The following is a 20216-nucleotide window of genomic DNA, read 5'->3' on the forward strand; positions in this document are numbered from 1 at the left end:
TTTGTTTAATGTATTTTTCCTAGCAAAATGAAAACTTGTCTGGGTGTGGATGTCGCCATGTACATGGTTTGTCATTTCGATGTGCGGGTAAGGTCGAACAGATAGGCCATCTTCACAATGATGTTGCCGAAGTTAGAGCGGCCAAAGTAGTCGCGCTTGCTGTCGCCATAAATGTTGCCCAACCCATAATAATAACGTCCTTCTAAAAGGAAGTGTCCCACACGAGGTATGCTGTACTCCATACCCAAGCCTGCTGCTATGCCATAGTCGAACGTTCGTTCAACGGGCATGGCCTCTTGTTCCGTCACCTTATTAGCCCTGTCGGCTAGGTTTCGGGTAGACGAATCGTAATTTGTTTTAGTGCTCTCGCTAAGGTAGAAACCCATCTGAGGCCCCACCTGGAAAAAAAATTGTGCGCCACGCGCCTCCCTACCCCATGCCAAATGTGCGAAGATTGGCACTTGTATGTAGTTTATCGTGCGGCTATATTCCTCGGCCAATCCCGTAGTGGCATTCACTACGGGGTTGCGTTCCAAGTCGCGGATATCTTGTTTCCACCCCAATGAGGCGTAGTTTACCTCGGCATAGATGGAGCAGATAGTATTGAAGTATTTCTCTGATACGTATCGAAAAGACAATCCGCCTGTAACACCACCATGATAGCCTTGGTCAACACGAGGGTTAAACCCAACGTTGCTCAACACATATCCGCCATTGAAACCTATCGAGAAGTTGTTGCGGTAGGCCCCTATCTGCGCTTTGCACATAGTAGTAGCTATCAAACACGCGGCGACAATTGCCAATGTTCTTGTTTTCATGCGTTAATAACTGATTAGTTCTATCCGTTTATCGTTGGTATAACGCACCAACATGAATGCTTGGTTCTGCATTCCGCCGCTACCCACTCGCTTGAAGTTGAGCGGTGTTTGCACAGTTGCGTACGCACTTTGTGCCTTGCTGCCATTAAATGCCTTACCATATTTATGCAATCCGCGCAAGAAGAACTGGGCATGGTCGTAGCCCATCAGCGCAAACTTGGGTAAAGCGTATAGCGGTTCCACACCAAACCAATGACGGTAGCCTGCTTCCAGCTGCTGTGTTCGCGTCGAGAGTGGATTGTAATAGAAGGTGGTGGGGATGTGGGCATTGAACCTAAAGAAGTTGTCGAGGTTGTTTCTGGTGTACATCAACCACTCTGTATAGCCGTAAAGCGACACCACAACACTTGGATTGCTAGCTACAAGCCCTTTAAGTTTGGCCATAGCCACCGTTAGTTCGGGCGAACGGCCTGTGTTAAGCACAACAACGTTAGGCTGCGTACGACTGAATGCCTTAGCAAAAAGTTCTTCGCTCGACTTCAAGTTGGTAATGCTGTACTTTACACCTCGAGCATTCAAACGGTTACGAAGGCCGAAAGTAAAGATTCCTTTCTTGCTTGTAGAGTCGTTACAGTCGATAAACACTGCATGTTGGTTTCCGAAACGTGAGATAAAGGCATCTATTGCGGCATTGTTCAGGTCGTCGGTAGATTGATAAACTTGAAAAATCTCAGGGTTACGACTTACTTCGTCGCCCCAAATGGAGAAGGGAATAACCATCTTAATTCCAGCCCCTTTGCAGAAGTCGGACAGGGGCTTCACCTGCTTTGTGTACAACGGGCCGAATATAATGTCGCAATTACGAATGCTTGCGTTTTGAAGTGTGGTGCGAATGTCTGCATCTATCGGCACGTTCCATGCGTGTATGTCGATTGAATAGCCTTGTTGTTTCAGACTGTCGCATCCCATGAGAAATCCTCGGTAGTATTCCGTCATCCGCTTTCCGTCGCCGTCCACATCGTGTAGTGGCAGCACGATACCAACTTTAATGGTTTTGGCCTGTTGCCCTTGTTGAGTGGAGCCGGCTGCACTTTGCGATTGCGGCTTTGTGGCAGATGCTGCACTTGTGCTCGTGGGTTTCTGAGCGGCATTCGATGGATAAGGGATAAAGATGTAGTCGCCTTTTTTCAATTCATATCCAGCCACTTTCATCTCTGGGTTGGCGTTGATGAGTTCTTCCAACGTAAGCCCAAAGTTCTTAGCTATACCGAAAAGAGTGTCTTTTTTCTTCACCTGATACATGTCGCGCCACTTTAAGTTTTGGGCCTCGACAGGGATGCAAAGAAAAGACACGAACAGCACCAACAGGTATCTGATAATTGCTTTTGTCATTGTTCTTCCAAAATTGGTTACTGCAAAGATAACGATTTTGAAAGAATGAGCAATGAATTTTAAAATTAATTGCATACTATTCTGTATTTCTGACGTATCAATAAGCCATTGACACCATCGCAGACACCTAATTCATATATAAGCCTGTTTAGAGTGAGAACATCTATAATGCCAAAACCTTGGATACGATTGTTTGATTATAGGTCAGTTTAAGAAAGTACCGCTGCTCACTTTGTAGGTTTTATCTAAGCGAACATTGCTTGCATTTTGAGAGTATATAATGAAGTAAACAACCTAAAAGGCAGGTGAGCTATGATAGATAAAAACAAACGACAATGTGACGTGTTGCTTAAAATGGGATTCACAACGTGGATTTTTTAGACTCATACTAGATATTGCACGCTCCACAAAAGGAATTAAAGCATCAACTATCGCGAACCAGTTAAGCACCACTACTGTTACTTTCGTAGGGTTTTGTTCAAGGTAACATGGCTGCTTGTTCCAAACAAACGTATCATTACAAAAGCATTTACTTTCGACAAAAACCTAGCAGCTCATCAACTTGTCTACCCATAAAGTTATCAACTCGTCAACTTGTCTACTCGTTAACACCTCCCTCTTGCCTACTCCGCAACTCAAACTTTGTCAGCTTTTCAGCAATAAATTTAACATTATGAGTGCCATCGTAATTCACCAAACGCCCACCTTGCCCCAAATAAGCGATTCTCGCGAAGGTTGGTTTTGATGTAAAAAAGGTTTAGCCTGTGAATGTAGCAAAATGAATTTTTATGTGGAAAGACAGCCATTTGCACCAGATTACAGGCTATTTGCAGTAAAACGGAGTGCGTTTTGATGCTAAATGCAATGCGTTTTGGTGCTAAATGCAATGTGTTTTGGTGCTAAATGGAAGGCGTTTTGGTGCTAAATGCAATGCGTTTTGGTGCTAAACGCAAGGTATTTTTGTGCTAAACGCAAGATGAAAAGTATAAATATCCGCTTAAATCGTATAAATAAAACCTTCTTGAACCATGAAATATGTGCCCCACAGGGGCAAAATGTACACCGAAAAGTGGGTTTTTAGAGGTAAAATGGGTGCATTTGGGCTTGAAAAAAATCGAACCTCCAACCAAACTAGAAAGGCAAAATGGTGCAAAACGCAGGTCTAATTCTCGAAAGTTGACAACGAGAAAGGCGTGAAAGGATAGAAACAACGGCTATTTAACTACTTTATAGCCGTTATTTTCGCTAGAAAGGAGTGAAATCCTGAGCACATTTGTAAAATAAAGATAACAATTTTAAGATTTTGAGTTGGTGAGTTTGTGGGTAGACGAGTTGATAAATTCGGAAGTTGGTGTGTTCGTGAGTTAATGAATTTGCAAGTTTGTGGGTTCTTGAATTTGTAAGTTGATGAGTTGAAGTATTCGGCAGCTATTGGGTTTTTATGAGTTTATAGGTTTGTTGGGTCATTTGTTCTTCACTCTATTATAGAAGATGAGTGCTCGTCTTGTATTGGCATCACAAACATAACAAGCTCCCAATTTATAAGCACAAAAAGTTAAGACAACGCTTTAATCTTCTTCAGAAGAATGATTACTCCCCAACGTTTAGATTATATCTGGGCTGATTTCTCTTGCTTTTCACAAGAGGGCATACCGGACTATGCTACCAACAGACCAAGTGAAAATGCCAAACAAGGGCAAAGAGCATTACTTAAACGGTGATTGAATGATGGCGAATACTTTTAGAACCCTACCCATATAGAAATATTTAAAGCCAAGACAACTTAACACACATGAGCTTATATGATAAAGAGGTGTACCAAACTATACAACAATGTGAGAACCTCCCATTTCTATCCGCCACACATTCATACCCAACAACAGTACATTTACTTTCTTTTATCTAAACAAAACAAATCACAAATCACAGGCGTAAAACACTCTCTTTGGCCAAAAATTAACCATTCTTATTACATTACAGAACGTCACCATTTAGAAAACAATATTTTTTTAAACTTTTTCGACCTTTTTATTTGGCAGTTCAAATATTATGTTTAATTTTGCGATGTGAATCAGATATACATCTGTAAAATCACAAAAAATAAAAGTATAATTATATTATAATAAAAGAAAGGAAATCGAATGAAAATAAAAGAAATTAGTTGCAATTTGAACCCATAATACCACAAAACGTGTCATCGGGTAACAAAACGTTAGTTTTAATTCGGAATTTACAAAATAAATACTTCCGTAAAGAAACAACGCCACACGCATCTAGTTTAATAATATTTGGTTAAACCATATCAAGAAAGACATTTACATTTCTAAATACCATACAAATATATCGAAACCATGAAAACAAAGGCAATGTTTCCCAACCTACGTGTTTGGCCTATCCAACATCAAAGTACCATTACACAACCTTGAAGCGCCAATGCGCAAAAGACAGCCTTAGTAAGCCATGAACATGCACAAAGCTAGTTCACATCACAATGAAGGGGAAAACAATTTCGCCTATGCCTCGAGATGGGTAACTCAAAACGCCACGTATTGAAACGAGGCGCTTTGAACCCCATCCGCGGAGGCAAACACAACAAGACACCATGAACACACTTCAAAAACGATTCATTAACAACCACTATATAAATCCCAGCCAAGGCACAACTCACGCCAATGTGCACAAAGGCGGTCATTAACAACTCTCTTAGATAATTGTGTCCACAAACAGGCCACAACAACCACACCAGCCCGCAACAAATCCATGAACACACGCCAACTAAGGCCCGCGGGTTGTTACAAATCACATCAAAAAATGAAAGAAGAACAACTGAAAGAACGGCAATGCCCATGCAAAATGGCGTATGTATGTCCCGACATCGCCATGACCGAAATGGCGATGCAAGGACAACTGCTACAGGCATCAGCAAAAGGCGATCACAAAACGCTGCCAAACGGCGGAACGGTGTACAACAACTCGGGTAGTTCGGGTGGAGATGCCGGAACAGCCGAAGAAGACAACGTTATCAGCAACAGTAAGGGATATACCCTCTACGAATGGGATTAACTCCCCCTCACACTTATCTTTTATGGTGGAACGAAAAATAGCATTTATCATGAAATTCATTACACAACACATGAAGCAATTGGCAATGGTGGCTTACACGTTCGCCTTAGCATTTACGCTGGGGGGATGTGTTAACGACCTGACCAACAACGAGCATAGGGCAGAGAACAAAGAGACGAAGGAAACGTTTAACACCAAGTCGTTCGCTGGGGTTTCCAGCCAAATGGAACTGCCCAAGACAAAAACGTCGGGGAAGTATACAGACGTATCGAAAAAGCAAGACGGAAGTAAAATGGGCATCCAATTTTATTGGGATCACGATGACTATCAAAGGCTTTGGGTAAACTTGGGCGGAACCACGGGATGGCAAAGATTCTACAAACAAGATACACTTAAGCTTTTAAATGACGGGAAGATTGCCCAATCACGCTTTTATCTATACTCGAGCTATAAGCTTACCGAAGAAAAATATCCGCTGTGGTATAGTTACTACGGCTTTAGTAATGGCCAACGGTTCACTTATATTAATGATTACACAACACAAATACGAGCTAACGATTTTACAAAATTATCGGAGCAAGGAGATTGTGGGATTGCCACAGCTGTCGACAACGGAATATGGTATGGGTTCACCCTACAACACGTCACTTCGTATATCAACTTCATGCCTTACGCAGGTGAGGGAAAAAGCAAAGAAGCTTTACTTAAATGTAAACTTACTCATATTACGCTCACTACCGATGAACCTAACTATGGTTATTACTACTTTGATGAAAATGGTAACCTTGACGAAAGTAAAAAACCAACAGGACCAAGACGCGCGAGAACGTTAAACTGTGTCGACCATTTAAATTACACGGGATTTTCGGTTCCAGAAAGTAGAGAAAGTGCCAAAAAGAATGCGGCAATTATGGTGATGGCACCAGGCACATACCATAATGTAGAAATAACTTACACGCTTTACGACCCCGTTGTTCAGACAACAGGTGTGTTTAAGAAGTTCATTTCTGAACTTACACTAAAACCAGGCAAAACCACATCCATGTTCTCGAAACTTGTGGCGGACGATGTTTCCCACCTGTTCGGAAGATACCACATGTGGGGAGCATCACAGTTTTATTGGCAAGGGCATGAAAGCAACGCGCACCATAAGTGGAGACAAGGTGGCGTAGACGGTATAGCAGGTTATCCAACCCCAGGAGACCCTCGCTATAAAAGTGACTATTATGCCCCTGGTGTAGGTAATGTCGCACCAGCAGGGTCGATTGCCAGCACCGTTCCCTCAGCCAACTTTCTTAGTTGGTATGTAAAACTCGGCGATCCACGTTGGGACGATTCGCCCTTTACCTATGATGGACATCTCTTTACAGGTAGGATGTGGTTTCGTAAACGCCAATATTTTGCACCTGCGGCAGGACTTACAGATGAGTCGATGAATGCGAAAGGCGCAAGCGGACGTGATTGTAGGGCTTGGAGAAATGGTGGAGTTAGTAACACTCCCACAAAATGGGAAGATGTCCCCGAAAGTAACCGCTCACATTACTTCTGCGTCATGGCACTAGGATACTATGATAGTGGTGGAAGACTGTATATGGGGACTGAGTATGAGGGAAGATACTGGACCAGTACTTGTGTACCAGACTTTGAAAGTTACGGTCCAAGATGGGCTTATGTGCTGATGTTTAATCGTAACAATGTCTCCGTGGTTGGAAACACCCACTTTTGGGCATCACCTAAAGAATATGGTTATCAACTATGGCCAGGAGAAAATTAAGAACAACCATAAATTAACGATCATGTTTAAATTAATATATAAATTGTTGAGTTTTCTTCCTGTATGCGCATTGGCCATGATGCCAATGGCATGCTCGGAAGAACAGAGCCTGGCACAGCCAGACAACAACCAAGAAGAACTGGAACCTGCCGTTAGTTTCACTGGCTCGATGAACTCACCTTCATCACGCACCAGTGGGAAATACGGGAAAATTGATGCAACAAACCTGGGCATAACCTTTTACTGGACGACCAACGACCATGAGCACATGTACATAAACAGAGGTACAGACACTTCGCCTATCTGGGAACGCGCTAGCAAAGTGTCCTTTACAGATAAAGATGCAACGACCCATTCCGCAAATGCTTCATTCAGGTTTAAGGGCAAATATGAAAATAAGCAATACACCATGCTCTATGTTGGCGGTGACCAAAAACAGTCCTCAAAGAGTAAACTTTACGTAGACTTTGCCCGAATTCAGAAACAAACATCTCTTGATGATGGGGAACTAGCAAACAGCGGCGATTGCGGTGTTGCAAAGACAACCTGTGACTATTATAAGAAAGAAGGAAAGGGTTGGGGCTATCATGGTGACAAACATACCTTTAAACTAGAACACAAGGCAGCATACGTAACCTTTATGCCATATAACCCCCGCGGACACATGGACAACACCTACTTCGTTAGTGCGCAAATAGAGGCAAAAGAAAGCCTATACGGCAAATTCCCATTTACAGAAAAGGGAGTGGATGTTAGCAAACGGCCGTTAAACCAAAATAAGGTTACCCTGAACCTCGCCACAAAAGGCATGGGAAATGGCTTGCCCATCGCTTCAAATAAGGAAGATGCCCAAGAACATGCAGGTATCATGGTGCTACCTCCGGGTAAATATACCGATGTGCTTGTGAAATTCATCATTAAGGACCATAGCACAGGGAAAAGGTTCGACGTGAAGAAGTCTTACCCTGCATTGAACTTGGAAGCGGGTCTGAATCAACCCATATTCTGCCGGCTTGAAGTGGTTGACTTCACACCCTCGTTCAACAATTACAGCATGTGGGGCGCAGAAGACCCATATTACACCCTAGACGCAAAGGCACCACACAATTGGAACAAAAATGCAACGAGCATACCTGCGCCCGAAGACGAAAGATGGCCGCACGATGGAGACACACGCTGGTATAGCGAAGACGAGGATGCGCCTGCGGGTGTGTTAACAGACGATGCCTTCACAATCAACGATGCCTCTTACATCTTGGCCAAGGATTGCTATTGGGACGAGAATTACCTGTGGGCTTTCGATGGGCATCTACAAAAAGGAGCGCTATGGGTTCCTATTATTAGTAAAGGGCACACCACGGCTTTCGATGGTAAGGATTGGACAAGCGTACCAAGCTCTAAGTCAAAAAATGCAATCTCAGACGAGGAGCATCCAATTGTGGGCTACTATCCCTTGCCACTCATCGGGCGGTATGTAGACGGTGCACTTGTAGATGTGGGAACAGCTGGCTACTACTGGATTAACAGAGCCGACCCTAGCAGTGCGAACAGCAAAGCCTACTACCTGAAGGTAACCAAAACAGGGGTGAGCATAAACCATGACGGCAATAAGGAGTGGGGATGCACACCTTTCACGGGCGACATTCGCCCCTAACAACGAACTCGTTTTTATCAATCAATAATACTTCATAGCTTAATGGAAGGCAGGCTGATGAGACATCAGCCTGCCTTTTTGATTTATTCTTTATACGACACAGGCTCAAAGTTGTTGAACAACGTTTCTCACGTTCTGCTCTTCATTACCCACCCCTGCCCCATTAGGCCAACCATCTTAACGCCAATAACACCAAAGCCATAACATACTTTAACTAGATTTGTTAGTTTTCCGCGCATAGCGCGCAATATATAATAAAAAATACGTAATTTTGCACGACATGAACTTTTTAGAATCATTGAAACAACTCAAGGCGTTTGCACGCCAAGACGGTGCCATCTTGGCATTGGTATGGATTGTGGCCTTTCTTTTCACCATGCAGCTACCCCAATCCATGGTGGGAAATCTCTTAACCCTTTCCACACCATTCGTCGTGGCGTGGCGGTTACGCGCGTTCCGTAACAACGCCCTTGATGGCGAAATCTCATATCGGCGCGCACTGGCCTACTCGTGGTACACCTTCGTTTATGCCTCACTCATTTTCGCCTTGGCACAATATCTCTATATTCGTTTCTACGACTCAGAGTCGCTCATCACCATGATGCGCGATTCGGTACACGCGTTTGGTGCAGCTTACCAGCAAATGGGCATGAACGAAGCCCAAATGCAAGAGGCGGTTAAACTCCTTGGCACACTTCAACCCATCGAGTTGGTATTCCTTTTCTTCACCCAAAACATTTTCATTGGTCTTTTCCTTAGCCTCATCATAGCCGCATTTGGAATGAGGTACAGAAGGTAACAAGCTAAGCTGACGTTTAAAAGCAAAATGGGAGCAACAACAAAGGCTGCCTAAACCATAAACAACAGCAAAGAAAAGTTTCCCAAAGTCAGACAAAGCCCATCGCCCCCACATCAAGAATAAACGATTAAGCAATATAACAGATAATACAACACAAACAACAATGGACATTTCTGTAGTTATACCCTTGTACAACGAAGACGAATCGCTGCCCGAACTCTACTCATGGATTGAGCGGGTAATGAACGACAACCATTTTAGTTTCGAAGTGATATTCGTCAACGACGGCTCTACCGACCGCTCGTGGGAGGTGATTGAAGAACTGAGCAAACAGTCCGAACACGTTCGGGGGATAAAGTTCAGGCGCAACTATGGTAAAAGTCCCGCCCTGTTTTGCGGTTTCAAGGAGGCCAACGGCAACGTGGTTATCACCATGGATGCCGACCTACAAGACTCGCCCGAGGAAATACCCGAACTCTATCGCATGATTACCGAGGAGAAATACGACCTCGTTTCGGGTTACAAACAAAAGCGATACGACCCGCTTTCCAAAACTATCCCCACCAAATTGTTCAATGCCACGGCTAGGAAAATAAGTGGGATAAAGAACCTACACGACTTCAATTGTGGCCTGAAAGCCTATCGCAAGGCCGTGGTTAAGAACATCGAAGTGTATGGTGAGATGCACCGCTACATTCCCTACCTGGCCAAGAACGCAGGTTTTGGACGCATTGGCGAGAAAGTGGTGCAGCATCAAGCCCGCAAATACGGTAGTTCCAAATTCGGTCTAAACCGTTTTTTCAATGGCTATCTAGACCTCATCACACTCTGGTTTCTCAGTAATTTCGGCAAAAAGCCCATGCACGTGTTCGGTCTATTAGGCTCGTTGATGTTCCTTTTGGGTTTCATCGCCACTTGTCTGTTGGGTGCCGACAAACTATATTGCATTACCCAAGGCATTCCACAACGTCTGATAACCGACTCGCCCTACTTCTATCTCTCGCTAACAACGATGATGATAGGTACGCAGCTTTTCCTTGCAGGTTTCTTAGGCGACCTTATCAGCCGAAATTCGCAAGGAAGAAACGATTACCAAATAGAGGAGGAGATAAGATGCGGAGACTAATTCCATTGCTCATATTGGCCTCGGCCGTGCTAACCGCATGCTCGTCGATAGACTGTCCGTTCAATAATACGGTCTATTCGCAATATGTACTGATGAAAGGTGGCGGCATTAAAGCCGACACCCTCACTGATACGCTGACCATTCTTACGACAAGGCGAGACGGACAAGACACCATTATCTTTAATAGAGGGGTTAAGACAACAAGTTTTAGCTTGCCTATGAGTTATACACGCGACCAAGACGCACTCTTCTTCCAATTGAAAGATACCCTTGGCCATATTGTGCACGACACCATCAAGGTAAGTAAGACTAACACGCCGCACTTCGAATCGGTAGATTGCCCCATGTCTTATTTTCACACGATAACAGCTGTCAGTACGTCGCATCACGCCATCGACTCCATTATACTTGTCAATCCAAACGTAACATATGACACCTCATCGCCACATTTCCGTATCTATTTCAAGAGCGGCCATTAGCACCTTACTTGCCTTGGGCGCGTTGTCGGCCAGTGCGCAAGGATTGAAACCACAAAGCGAACGCCCCGACACAACTCGCTTTTTCCGTGGCCTTCAAGTCATGGTGGATGCTGTCGGACCAATACAGCTGGCAGTAAGCGACTATGGACAATACGAGGCCGCCCTGCGCATAAACTTAAAAGACAAGTATTTTCCTGTGTTCGAGCTTGGCTACGGCACAGCCAATCACGAAGACGACCCCGTTACTCACGTAGTGTATAAAACCTCCGCACCATACGGCAAGGTGGGAATGGATTTCAACATCATGAAAAACAAGCACGACATTTACCGAGTTTATGTAGGGGCGAGATACGCTTTCACCTCATTTAAGTACGATGTGGCCAGCCCCGTGTTGACGGACCCCGTATGGAAAGACCCAGCCGAAATCGAGTTAAATAACATTCCAGCCTCATGCCATTGGGCAGAACTTGTGTTCGCAGTGGATGCCAAGATATGGGGACCACTACATTTAGGATGGTCGGTGCGTTACAGACGACGCTTAGCTCACAACGATGGCGAATCGGGAAATGTTTGGTATGTGCCAGGTTTTGGAAAAACGGGCAATTCTCGACTAGGTGGAACATTTAACATCATCATCAACTTGTAGATGTTTTTGTCCACCTTCAAAAAATATAAAGCAAGAAAAGTATTCCCTTTCGGTCTTTTCAGGCCGTCGACAATAAGCACTAAACAAATAAGCAAATGACCACTCCAAATAGAAAACGACGCCTGCTTTGGCAAATACCCTTTCTCTTGTTCCTCATTGTTGGAACAATCTACATCATTAAACAGCAGCAAGATGCACCCTATCAACACAACAAGGGTGCAATCTTCGGTACAACATATAGTATCATTTACCAAAGCAACGAGAACCTGAACAAAGAAATTATGGCCGCACTCAACGAGGTAGACCAATCGATGTCTACCTTTAATAAAGGGTCTGTCATCTCCAAAATAAACCGCAACGAACAGGTACAGCCCGACAAAATGTTCGTAGATGTATTCCAATTGGCCAACAAAATATCCATCGAAACCAATGGGGCATTCGATGTTACCGTTGCTCCTCTGGTTAACGCATGGGGGTTCGGCTTTAAAAACGGAGTCCACCCCACCCCACAAACCATTGACAGCCTGAAACAATTCATCGGCTATCAAAAGGTGGCTTACGTTAACGAGCGCATCAAGAAACAAGACCCACGATTGATGCTCGATTTCAGTGCCATCGCCAAAGGTTATGGCAGCGATGTAGTTGCCAACTTACTAAAGCGCAAAGGCATTGAGAACTTCATGGTAGAGATTGGCGGAGAAATCGTTACACGCGGTATTAGCGAAAAGCGTCTGCCATGGAAAGTGGGCGTAACCAAGCCCACTGACGATTCGTTAAATGTAAACCAAGAGCTGCAAACCATCTTGAACGTAACGGATAAGTCGATGGCCACAAGCGGAAATTACCGCAAGTTCTATTATAAGAATGGCAAGAAATACGCCCACACCATCGATCCAAACACAGGTTATCCTGTTCAGCACAACATTCTTTCGTCTACGGTACTAGCCAACAACTGTGCAGAAGCCGATGCCTATGCCACGGCTTTCATGGTATTAGGGCTCGACAAGGCCAAGAAAGTATTGGAGCAGCATCCCGAACTCATGGCATATTTTATCTATTCAGACAAGAATGGGAAAAACGCCGTTTGGTTTTCGCCATCGCTAAAAGACAAAATTCAGAAGTAAGTCCTTTGTACCCCCCACGGCGACAATAGGCTAATGTCAACAAGCAACAACAGATGCACCGCATTCCTCTATATGGCAAACTAATGGAATTGCCCATGTTTCAAGGCATGAGCAAAGAAGATTTGGCCGCAGTACTTGGTCAAACCCGATTCGACTTTGCGCAAAAGAAAGCAGGGGCTACGATAGTTAGAGCAGGAAACGAATGCACGCACCTTTATTTTTTGCTTAACGGACGGATGGAAGTGAGCGCGCAAGCCCACGATAATGGCTACGTTTTCACAGAAGAGATAGGCGCGCCCTACATTCTCCAGCCCGAAAACCTCTTCGGTATTTCCCCCCGTTACACCCGAACATTCGTTGCCAAAGCTACATGTAGCCTGCTCTTGCTAAGCAAGTCTGAGGTATTAAGACTTACAGACGACTTTATTATCTTCAAGTTCAACCTACTCAACACCATCTCCACACAAGCCCAAAAAGCAGAAAGGCTACCTTGGCGACATTGCGCCCCCAACCTCGAACACCGCATCACCCGTTTCATCACGACGCATTGTATACATCCCGCAGGCAGTAAGCTTGTGCACATCAAGATGCAGAAACTTGCAAACGAGTTGAACGACAACCGTCTAAACGTCTCGCGAGCTCTCAATGGCATGCAAAAGCAGGGGCTAATTCAACTTAAACGCGGCTGTATTGTGATACCCATGCTCGAAAAACTTGTGGCCGAATGGGGTTAGCCTAGGCATGTTACCCAACATCTTCCATATCAAACACAGCCCTTCTTAACCTCCCTTCTCTTGCTATTCTGCCGTTCTTACCACAAATATGCGGTAAAATACGCGCCAAATCAAATAAAAAGCCTTAACTTTGTAGCTTAAAGCTATTACATCAACATAAGAATGACAAGAACAAACAATTTGGTAAATACCATTATTAAAGGAATACAAGAGAAAAAAGGCAGCAATATCGTTGTAGCCGACTTAAAGGAAATAGAAGGTGCAATAACCAATTATTTCGTTATATGCCAAGGAAACTCGCCCACACAGGTAGAGGCCATAGCCGAATCTATCGGCGAAACCGTGCGTAAAGAACTCAAAGACAAGCCCACAAGTGCCGTAGGCCTAGGGTTAAACCAATGGGTAGCAATAGACTTTGTAGACGTTATCGTACACGTTTTCATGCCAGAGATGCGTTCTTTTTACGACCTTGAACACCTTTGGGCCGATGCCAAACTAACCCACCTCACTGACATCGACTAAAATTGGCATGGCATTTGATGGAACGTTCGTGTCACCAACAATTCAATTATGAGCAACAAACAACCATACAACAATAAGCAACCCAAGATGCCACGTTTCAACATGAACTGGATTTACGGGTTGATCATCATCGCGTTGGGGCTTTTCTTCTTCACGGGGAAAGGCGACATGATGGCTGGAAGTGTTAAGCAAGAGGCTACATACACCAAATTTAAGGAGTATGTGAACAAAGGCTATGTCAACAACGTGGTGGTAAACAGCGAGCAACGTACGCTTAAAATGTACGTTAAGCCTGCCAACCTGCGCGACGTTTTCGGAAAAGACCCGAAACAACTAGGCGAAAAACCATACGTAAGTGTACAATATGGTTCGGCCGAGGAACTTGAAAAGTATCTCACTGAAATTCAACAGGCAGGTAAAATCAAAGACTTTGCTTTCGATAACGATAAAGGCGGACACTTCACCGACATCCTTATCCAGTTTGTTCCATTCATCGCGCTCATTGCCATTTGGATTTTCATCATGCGTAGAATGGGCAGTGGCGGAGCCGGAGGGGGTTCGGGCGTGTTCAGCGTAGGCAAAAGCAAAGCCAAGATGTACGAGAAAGGAAACGAAATCGGCATCACCTTTAAAGACGTTGCCGGCCAAGAAGGAGCCAAACAAGAGGTTCAAGAGATTGTAGAGTTCCTTAAAAGTCCGCAGAAATACACCGACCTCGGTGGTAAAATCCCCAAGGGCGCATTGCTCGTTGGTCCTCCGGGTACGGGTAAAACGCTTTTGGCCAAAGCCGTTGCAGGCGAAGCGGGCGTGCCTTTCTTCTCCATGAGCGGCTCCGACTTTGTCGAAATGTTCGTGGGTGTAGGTGCAAGTCGTGTTCGCGACCTTTTCCACCAAGCCAAAGAAAAATCACCCTGTATTATTTTCATCGATGAAATTGATGCAGTGGGCCGTGCTAGGAGCAAAAATCCCTCGATGGGCGGAAACGATGAGCGCGAGAACACCCTCAACGCACTGCTTACCGAGATGGACGGATTTGGCACAAACAGTGGCGTTATCATTCTTGCAGCCACCAACCGCGCCGACATGCTTGACAGCGCACTACTTAGAGCAGGGCGTTTCGACCGACAAATAAATGTAGACCTGCCCGACCTGCCTGAGCGTAAGCAAATCTTTCAAGTACACCTTCGCCCCGTAAAGGTCGACTCCACCGTAGACATCGATTTCCTCTCGCGGCAAACTCCGGGCTTTTCAGGAGCCGACATCGCCAACGTCTGCAACGAAGCTGCTCTTATTGCGGCACGTCATAATAGTAAATCGGTAGGCAAGCAAGATTTTCTCGACGCCGTAGACCGTATTATCGGTGGATTAGAGAAGAAAACGAAGATAATGACTGCCGCCGAAAAGCGCACTATCGCCTTGCACGAGGCAGGCCACGCCACCGTGTCTTGGTTCTGCCAACATGCCGACCCTTTGGTAAAGGTTTCTATCGTACCACGTGGCCGAGCCTTGGGTGCAGCATGGTATCTACCCGAAGAACGCCAAATCACCACCAAAGAGCAAATGCTCGACGAAATGTGTGCACTGATGGGCGGACGTGCTGCCGAAGAATTGTTCACTGGCCATATCTCTACCGGTGCAATGAACGACTTAGAGAGAGCCACAAAGAGTGCATACGGCATGGTGGCATACGCCGGTATGAGCGATAAGTTGCCCAACATCAGTTTCTACAACAACCAGGAATACCAATTCCAAAAGCCATATTCTGAAACAACGGCGAAAGTTATCGACGACGAAGTGATGAAGATGGTAAACGAGCAGTACGACCGTGCGAAGAAAATACTTCAAGAAAACAGCTACGGCCACAACAAGTTGGCCGACCTGCTCATCTCTCGAGAAGTTATTTTCGCCGAAGACGTAGAAGAGATTTTCGGCAAACGACCATGGGTTAGCCGCTCCGAAGAAATCATTGAAGACAATACACCGAAGTTGGAAGACATGCCCGACGAGGTGAAAGCGGCCGAGGAAGAACACCGCAGGTCGCGTGGACTATAACCCCAAACGTGCTGTCGCCATTCGCCCATCTTGCTTACAAGACAGGCGGATGGCGATACGCTGTTACCATTTCCCGCTTTACTCCACAAGTAAAATACGTTCAACCGGCCCATACGCAAAAACGGGGATGCCACAACGCACCTCCATCAGTTACCATTAATATAATGATGAAAAAGAGAAGACAATGACTCCAAAGATTAAGAATTTGATTACGCGAACCATAACAGGTGTTTTTTTTGTAGCCATCATGGTTACTTGTTTCTTGCGCCCATTGGGCATGGTATTTGTTTTCGCGCTCATAACGTCGCTCAGCCTTTGGGAATACGCTGGGCTAGTTAACGAGAACAAGGGCACTAGCGTTAATCGTTTCATTTCAACCGTTGCCGGCACATACCTTTTCTTAGCCGTTGCAGGCGTCAACAGCGGTTTCATCGGCACCAATGCCGTGTTCGTGCCTTATCTCCTAACCATCGTTTATCTCTTCGTCAGCGAACTTTACACCAAGGCCAACGACCCCATCAACAATTGGGCCTACACCATGTTGGGGCAGATGTACATCGCCCTACCCCTCTCAATGATAAATGTGTTGGCGTTCAGACAAGCCGACAACCAAATTTACTTTTACCATCTCCTCCCCCTTAGCGTGTTTATCTTCCTTTGGACCAACGACACTGGTGCCTATTGTTCTGGTTCGCTCTTCGGCAAACACAAGCTTTTCCCACGCATTTCGCCTGCCAAGAGTTGGGAAGGCAGCATCGGCGGAGGCATTCTCGTACTGCTCGTAGCCGCTCTTATCGGCTATCTCGAAACGCAATCCACAGCTCCCACAAACCTCACCATCCCCCAATGGTTAGGCTTAGGCCTTGTAGTGGTGGTGTTCGGCACGTGGGGCGACCTTGTTGAGTCGCTCTTCAAACGCACACTCGGCATCAAAGACAGCGGCAACATCCTGCCTGGTCATGGTGGAATGCTCGACCGTTTCGATTCCTCATTCATGGCCATACCCGCCTCTGTGGTATATCTCTATTCATTAACACTATTTCAATAACATCGTAGAGAACGTCTCAGCATTGTGCGTTCTCTTCCATATATAATATGATAGACAGTTCAGCTTTTCAGGGTAAAACGGCTGCTTACTACACATTAGGTTGCAAATTAAACTTTTCGGAAACCTCCACTTTTGGGCAAATGCTCCAAGACATGGGCGTTACAACCGCCAACGAAGGCGAGCCTGCCGACATTTGCCTCATCAATACCTGCTCGGTTACCGAAGTGGCCGACCACAAATGTAGGCAGATTATCCACCGCATGGTGCGCGAAAACCCAGGAGCCTTTGTGGTTGTAACGGGATGTTACGCCCAACTTGAATCCGAAAAGGTTAGCACCATCGAAGGCGTAGACCTCGTTTTAGGCAGCAACGAAAAGGCCAACCTCATACAATATCTTAACGATGCTTGGGCCGACGGGCAACGCGGAAAGGCTTTACACCGTCATTTCTCGGTGAACACCAAAGACATCAAGACCTTTGCCCCCAGTTGCAGCCGTGGCAACCGAACACGTTATTTCCTTAAAGTGCAAGACGGGTGCGACTATTTCTGCACCTACTGCACCATTCCCTTCGCACGAGGTTTTTCCCGAAACCCTTCCATCGCATCACTTGTTCAGCAAGCACGCGATGCCGCCAACGAAGGTGGAAAAGAGATTGTGCTAACAGGTGTAAACATAGGCGAGTTCAAAGGCGAGGGCAACGAATGCTTTATCGACCTTGTCAAGGCACTCGACCAAGTTGAAGGCATACAGCGTTTTCGCATCAGCAGCATTGAGCCCAATTTGCTTACCGACGAGCTTATCGACTATTGCGCATCCAGCAGAGCTTTCATGCCCCACTTCCACATACCCTTACAAAGCGGTAGCGACGAGGTTTTAAAGCTGATGCACCGTCGATACGACACAGCCCTTTTTGCCCATAAGGTACAACTCATTAAGCAACGAATACCCAATGCCTTTATCGGTGTAGATGTTATGGTGGGTTCGCGAGGCGAAGAACCCGCCTATTTCGAAGAATGCTACGACTTCCTAAAATCGTTAGACATCAGCCAGTTGCATGTTTTCCCTTACAGCGAACGTCCAGGAACGGCTGCCCTTCGCATTCCCTACGTAGTTAACGATGCCGAGAAACGCCGCCGCAGCAAACTGCTTTTAGAGCTGTCCGACGAGAAACTGGAAACCTTCTATGCCTCGCAGATTGGCTCACAAAGCCTAGTTCTCTTTGAGAAGGCAGCCAAAGGCAAGGCTATGCACGGCTTTACCCCCAACTATGTGCGCGTTGAATTGCCAGCCTCGCTAGCCAAAGACGAATTTGACAACCAACTGTTACCCGTTAGGTTAACCCAATTCAACCATAACAAGAGTGCCATAAAGGTAGAACTTATATAACATCTCAACATAAAACAGAGTCATGCACAAGGTAGCAATCGTTATTCTGAACTGGAATGGGCAGTCAATGCTTGCCCAATATCTGCCTTCCGTTATGCGTCATTCGCGTAACGATGCGGCGGTTTATGTTGCCGACAACGCCTCTACCGACAACTCATTGGCCTATCTCGCCCAACATTTTCCCCATTGTCAAACCATCGCCTTGGAAAAGAATTGGGGATTTGCCGAAGGCTACAACAAAGCTTTGGCACAAATAGATTCCGAATATTACGTGTTGCTCAATTCCGATGTTGAAGTTACCCACCAATGGCTAACGCCGCTCATCGAAGAGATGGACGCCCACCCCGACATAGCGGCCTGCCAACCCAAACTTTTGGCCATGCACGACAGGGAATCGTTTGAATATGCCGGTGCGTCGGGCGGTTTCATCGACAGCTTGGGTTATCCCTATTGCCGCGGTAGAATATTCGAACACGTTGAAAAAGACGAAGGACAATACGACTATCGCCAAGAAATACATTGGGCCACAGGAGCCTGTCTCATGGTGCGAGCCAAAGACTATTGGGCCGTAGGCGGCCTAGATGCACGTTTCTTTGCCCACAACGAAGAGATTGACCTCTGCTGGCGACTAAGACTCAGAGGCAAAAGGATATTCTGCATACCCGAAAGTGCGGTTTACCACGTAGGTGGCGGCACGCTCCCCAAGGTAAACCCAATGAAAACCTACCTCAACTTTCGCAACAATCTAACCATGCTTTACAAGAACCTTGCCCCTTCACAGATGCGTAAGGTTATGGTTTGGCGACTATTCTTAGACTATGTCGCGGCCTTCCAAACCCTCGTTTTCAACAGAAACTGGGGCGACTTCAAGGCCATTATCAAGGCGCGCCGCGACTTCAACAAATGGAAACACAGCTTTGACACCGCCCGAAAAGAAATACAAAGCACCAAAACTATACACACCGAAAACCCCAATAGCCCTTTCTCCATCCTGTGGAAGTATTATGCAATGGGCAAGCACACTTTCCACGCGCTACCACAAAAGTAAGCAAAGGCCTTCCCCCGCAACAGCTGCAAGGGCGTGGGCAACACCCCATACTTGCTATTATCCCCCTGTTCCACCTTAAAACTCAAAAAACATAAGCAGCTCATCTTAAAAGCTCCAAAACACACAAGCTTATCAACTCACCAACACAAATCTTAAAATATCGCTTTTATTTTACAACATGGCTCTATTTTTCATTCCATTCTAGCGCAAAATTAGGCTATAAAGTACACAAATTTCCACTTTTTATAACCTTCCACACCGCTTATTTTGTCTATCTGTGAGAACAAAACCTGCATTTTGCACCATTTAGCCTTTCTAATTTGGATGCCAGCTCGTAATTTTCCAAGCCCAATTACCCACTTTTTAACCACCAAACCCCACTTTTTAGCGGCCATTTTGCCCTTTTTAGCCATGTTTTTGATGGGTTTAAAAGGTTTTGTTTATACCAATGTTATGTATATTTATGCTTTTCGTCTCGCATTTAGCACCATTTTACCTTGCGTTTAGCAGCAAAACACCTTGCATTTAGCACCAAAACGCACTGCATTT

At 45.5% G+C, this 20216-nt stretch carries 17 protein-coding genes; 14 read left to right on the top strand and 3 right to left on the bottom strand.

What is annotated here, in order from left to right:
• Nucleotides 1-71: 71 nt before the first annotated feature.
• Together HMPREF2955_RS02700 and HMPREF2955_RS02705 are read right to left on the bottom strand one after the other, a co-directional pair.
• Nucleotides 72-818 carry a porin family protein gene (locus tag HMPREF2955_RS02700; protein WP_070720674.1) on the bottom strand — a complete coding sequence of 249 codons (747 nt, stop codon included), beginning with the start codon at nucleotides 816-818 and terminating at the stop codon, nucleotides 72-74.
• A 3-nt stretch (nucleotides 819-821) separates the two neighbouring features.
• A complete protein-coding gene (locus tag HMPREF2955_RS02705) occupies nucleotides 822-2210 on the bottom strand; it encodes an amino acid ABC transporter substrate-binding protein (RefSeq protein WP_070720678.1) in 1389 nt (462 codons plus the stop codon).
• Between the two features lie 2811 nt (nucleotides 2211-5021).
• Between HMPREF2955_RS02705 and HMPREF2955_RS02710 the strand changes: the two genes are divergently transcribed.
• The 14 genes from HMPREF2955_RS02710 to HMPREF2955_RS02775 all read left to right on the top strand — a co-directional run bounded on the left by HMPREF2955_RS02710 (nucleotide 5022) and on the right by HMPREF2955_RS02775 (nucleotide 19667).
• Complete coding sequence (locus HMPREF2955_RS02710; RefSeq protein ID WP_019187911.1) at nucleotides 5022-5273, top strand: hypothetical protein; 252 nt, start codon at nucleotides 5022-5024, stop codon at nucleotides 5271-5273.
• Nucleotides 5274-5322: 49 nt separating this feature from the next.
• The gene (locus HMPREF2955_RS02715) at nucleotides 5323-7047 is read left to right on the top strand and encodes a hypothetical protein (RefSeq protein WP_070720763.1); all 1725 of its coding nucleotides are present in this window, start codon (nucleotides 5323-5325) and stop codon (nucleotides 7045-7047) included.
• A 22-nt stretch (nucleotides 7048-7069) separates the two neighbouring features.
• The gene (locus tag HMPREF2955_RS02720; protein ID WP_070720766.1) at nucleotides 7070-8701 is read left to right on the top strand and encodes a hypothetical protein; all 1632 of its coding nucleotides are present in this window, start codon (nucleotides 7070-7072) and stop codon (nucleotides 8699-8701) included.
• Between the two features lie 280 nt (nucleotides 8702-8981).
• Nucleotides 8982-9500, top strand: coding sequence for a DUF4199 domain-containing protein (locus tag HMPREF2955_RS02725; RefSeq protein ID WP_070720681.1), 519 nt, complete (start codon nucleotides 8982-8984; stop codon nucleotides 9498-9500).
• 163 nt (nucleotides 9501-9663) lie between these two features.
• Nucleotides 9664-10626 carry a glycosyltransferase family 2 protein gene (locus HMPREF2955_RS02730; RefSeq protein WP_070720682.1) on the top strand — a complete coding sequence of 321 codons (963 nt, stop codon included), beginning with the start codon at nucleotides 9664-9666 and terminating at the stop codon, nucleotides 10624-10626.
• The gene (locus HMPREF2955_RS02735; RefSeq protein ID WP_070720687.1) at nucleotides 10614-11105 is read left to right on the top strand and encodes a DUF6452 family protein; all 492 of its coding nucleotides are present in this window, start codon (nucleotides 10614-10616) and stop codon (nucleotides 11103-11105) included. Before HMPREF2955_RS02730 ends, HMPREF2955_RS02735 begins: the two co-directional genes overlap by 13 nt.
• Nucleotides 11056-11751: a DUF6048 family protein gene (locus tag HMPREF2955_RS02740; protein WP_070720690.1), complete on the top strand. Its 696-nt coding sequence runs from the start codon at nucleotides 11056-11058 to the stop codon at nucleotides 11749-11751. Before HMPREF2955_RS02735 ends, HMPREF2955_RS02740 begins: the two co-directional genes overlap by 50 nt.
• Nucleotides 11752-11846: 95 nt before the next feature.
• A complete protein-coding gene (locus HMPREF2955_RS02745; protein ID WP_070720692.1) occupies nucleotides 11847-12875 on the top strand; it encodes an FAD:protein FMN transferase in 1029 nt (342 codons plus the stop codon).
• A 53-nt stretch (nucleotides 12876-12928) separates the two neighbouring features.
• Nucleotides 12929-13609 carry a Crp/Fnr family transcriptional regulator gene (locus HMPREF2955_RS02750; RefSeq protein ID WP_070720694.1) on the top strand — a complete coding sequence of 227 codons (681 nt, stop codon included), beginning with the start codon at nucleotides 12929-12931 and terminating at the stop codon, nucleotides 13607-13609.
• Between the two features lie 162 nt (nucleotides 13610-13771).
• Nucleotides 13772-14131: a ribosome silencing factor gene (gene rsfS / locus HMPREF2955_RS02755; RefSeq protein WP_009235315.1), complete on the top strand. Its 360-nt coding sequence runs from the start codon at nucleotides 13772-13774 to the stop codon at nucleotides 14129-14131.
• 48 nt (nucleotides 14132-14179) lie between these two features.
• A complete protein-coding gene (gene ftsH, locus HMPREF2955_RS02760; RefSeq protein WP_070720697.1) occupies nucleotides 14180-16183 on the top strand; it encodes an ATP-dependent zinc metalloprotease FtsH in 2004 nt (667 codons plus the stop codon).
• Between the two features lie 184 nt (nucleotides 16184-16367).
• Nucleotides 16368-17231 carry a phosphatidate cytidylyltransferase gene (locus HMPREF2955_RS02765; protein ID WP_070720700.1) on the top strand — a complete coding sequence of 288 codons (864 nt, stop codon included), beginning with the start codon at nucleotides 16368-16370 and terminating at the stop codon, nucleotides 17229-17231.
• A 47-nt stretch (nucleotides 17232-17278) separates the two neighbouring features.
• A complete protein-coding gene (gene mtaB / locus HMPREF2955_RS02770) occupies nucleotides 17279-18619 on the top strand; it encodes a tRNA (N(6)-L-threonylcarbamoyladenosine(37)-C(2))-methylthiotransferase MtaB (protein ID WP_070720702.1) in 1341 nt (446 codons plus the stop codon).
• A gap of 22 nt (nucleotides 18620-18641) precedes the next feature.
• Nucleotides 18642-19667 (top strand): glycosyltransferase family 2 protein, encoded by a 1026-nt coding sequence (locus tag HMPREF2955_RS02775; RefSeq protein WP_070720706.1) that lies wholly within the window; start codon nucleotides 18642-18644, stop codon nucleotides 19665-19667.
• Between the two features lie 212 nt (nucleotides 19668-19879).
• Here HMPREF2955_RS02775 and HMPREF2955_RS16110 read toward each other — a convergent pair whose 3' ends face one another.
• The gene (locus HMPREF2955_RS16110; protein ID WP_070720708.1) at nucleotides 19880-20080 is read right to left on the bottom strand and encodes a hypothetical protein; all 201 of its coding nucleotides are present in this window, start codon (nucleotides 20078-20080) and stop codon (nucleotides 19880-19882) included.
• Between the last annotated feature and the right edge of the window lie 136 nt (nucleotides 20081-20216).

It is taken from the genome of Prevotella sp. HMSC073D09, from assembly GCF_001814145.1.
Taxonomy (GTDB): Bacteria; Bacteroidota; Bacteroidia; order Bacteroidales; family Bacteroidaceae; genus Prevotella; species Prevotella conceptionensis.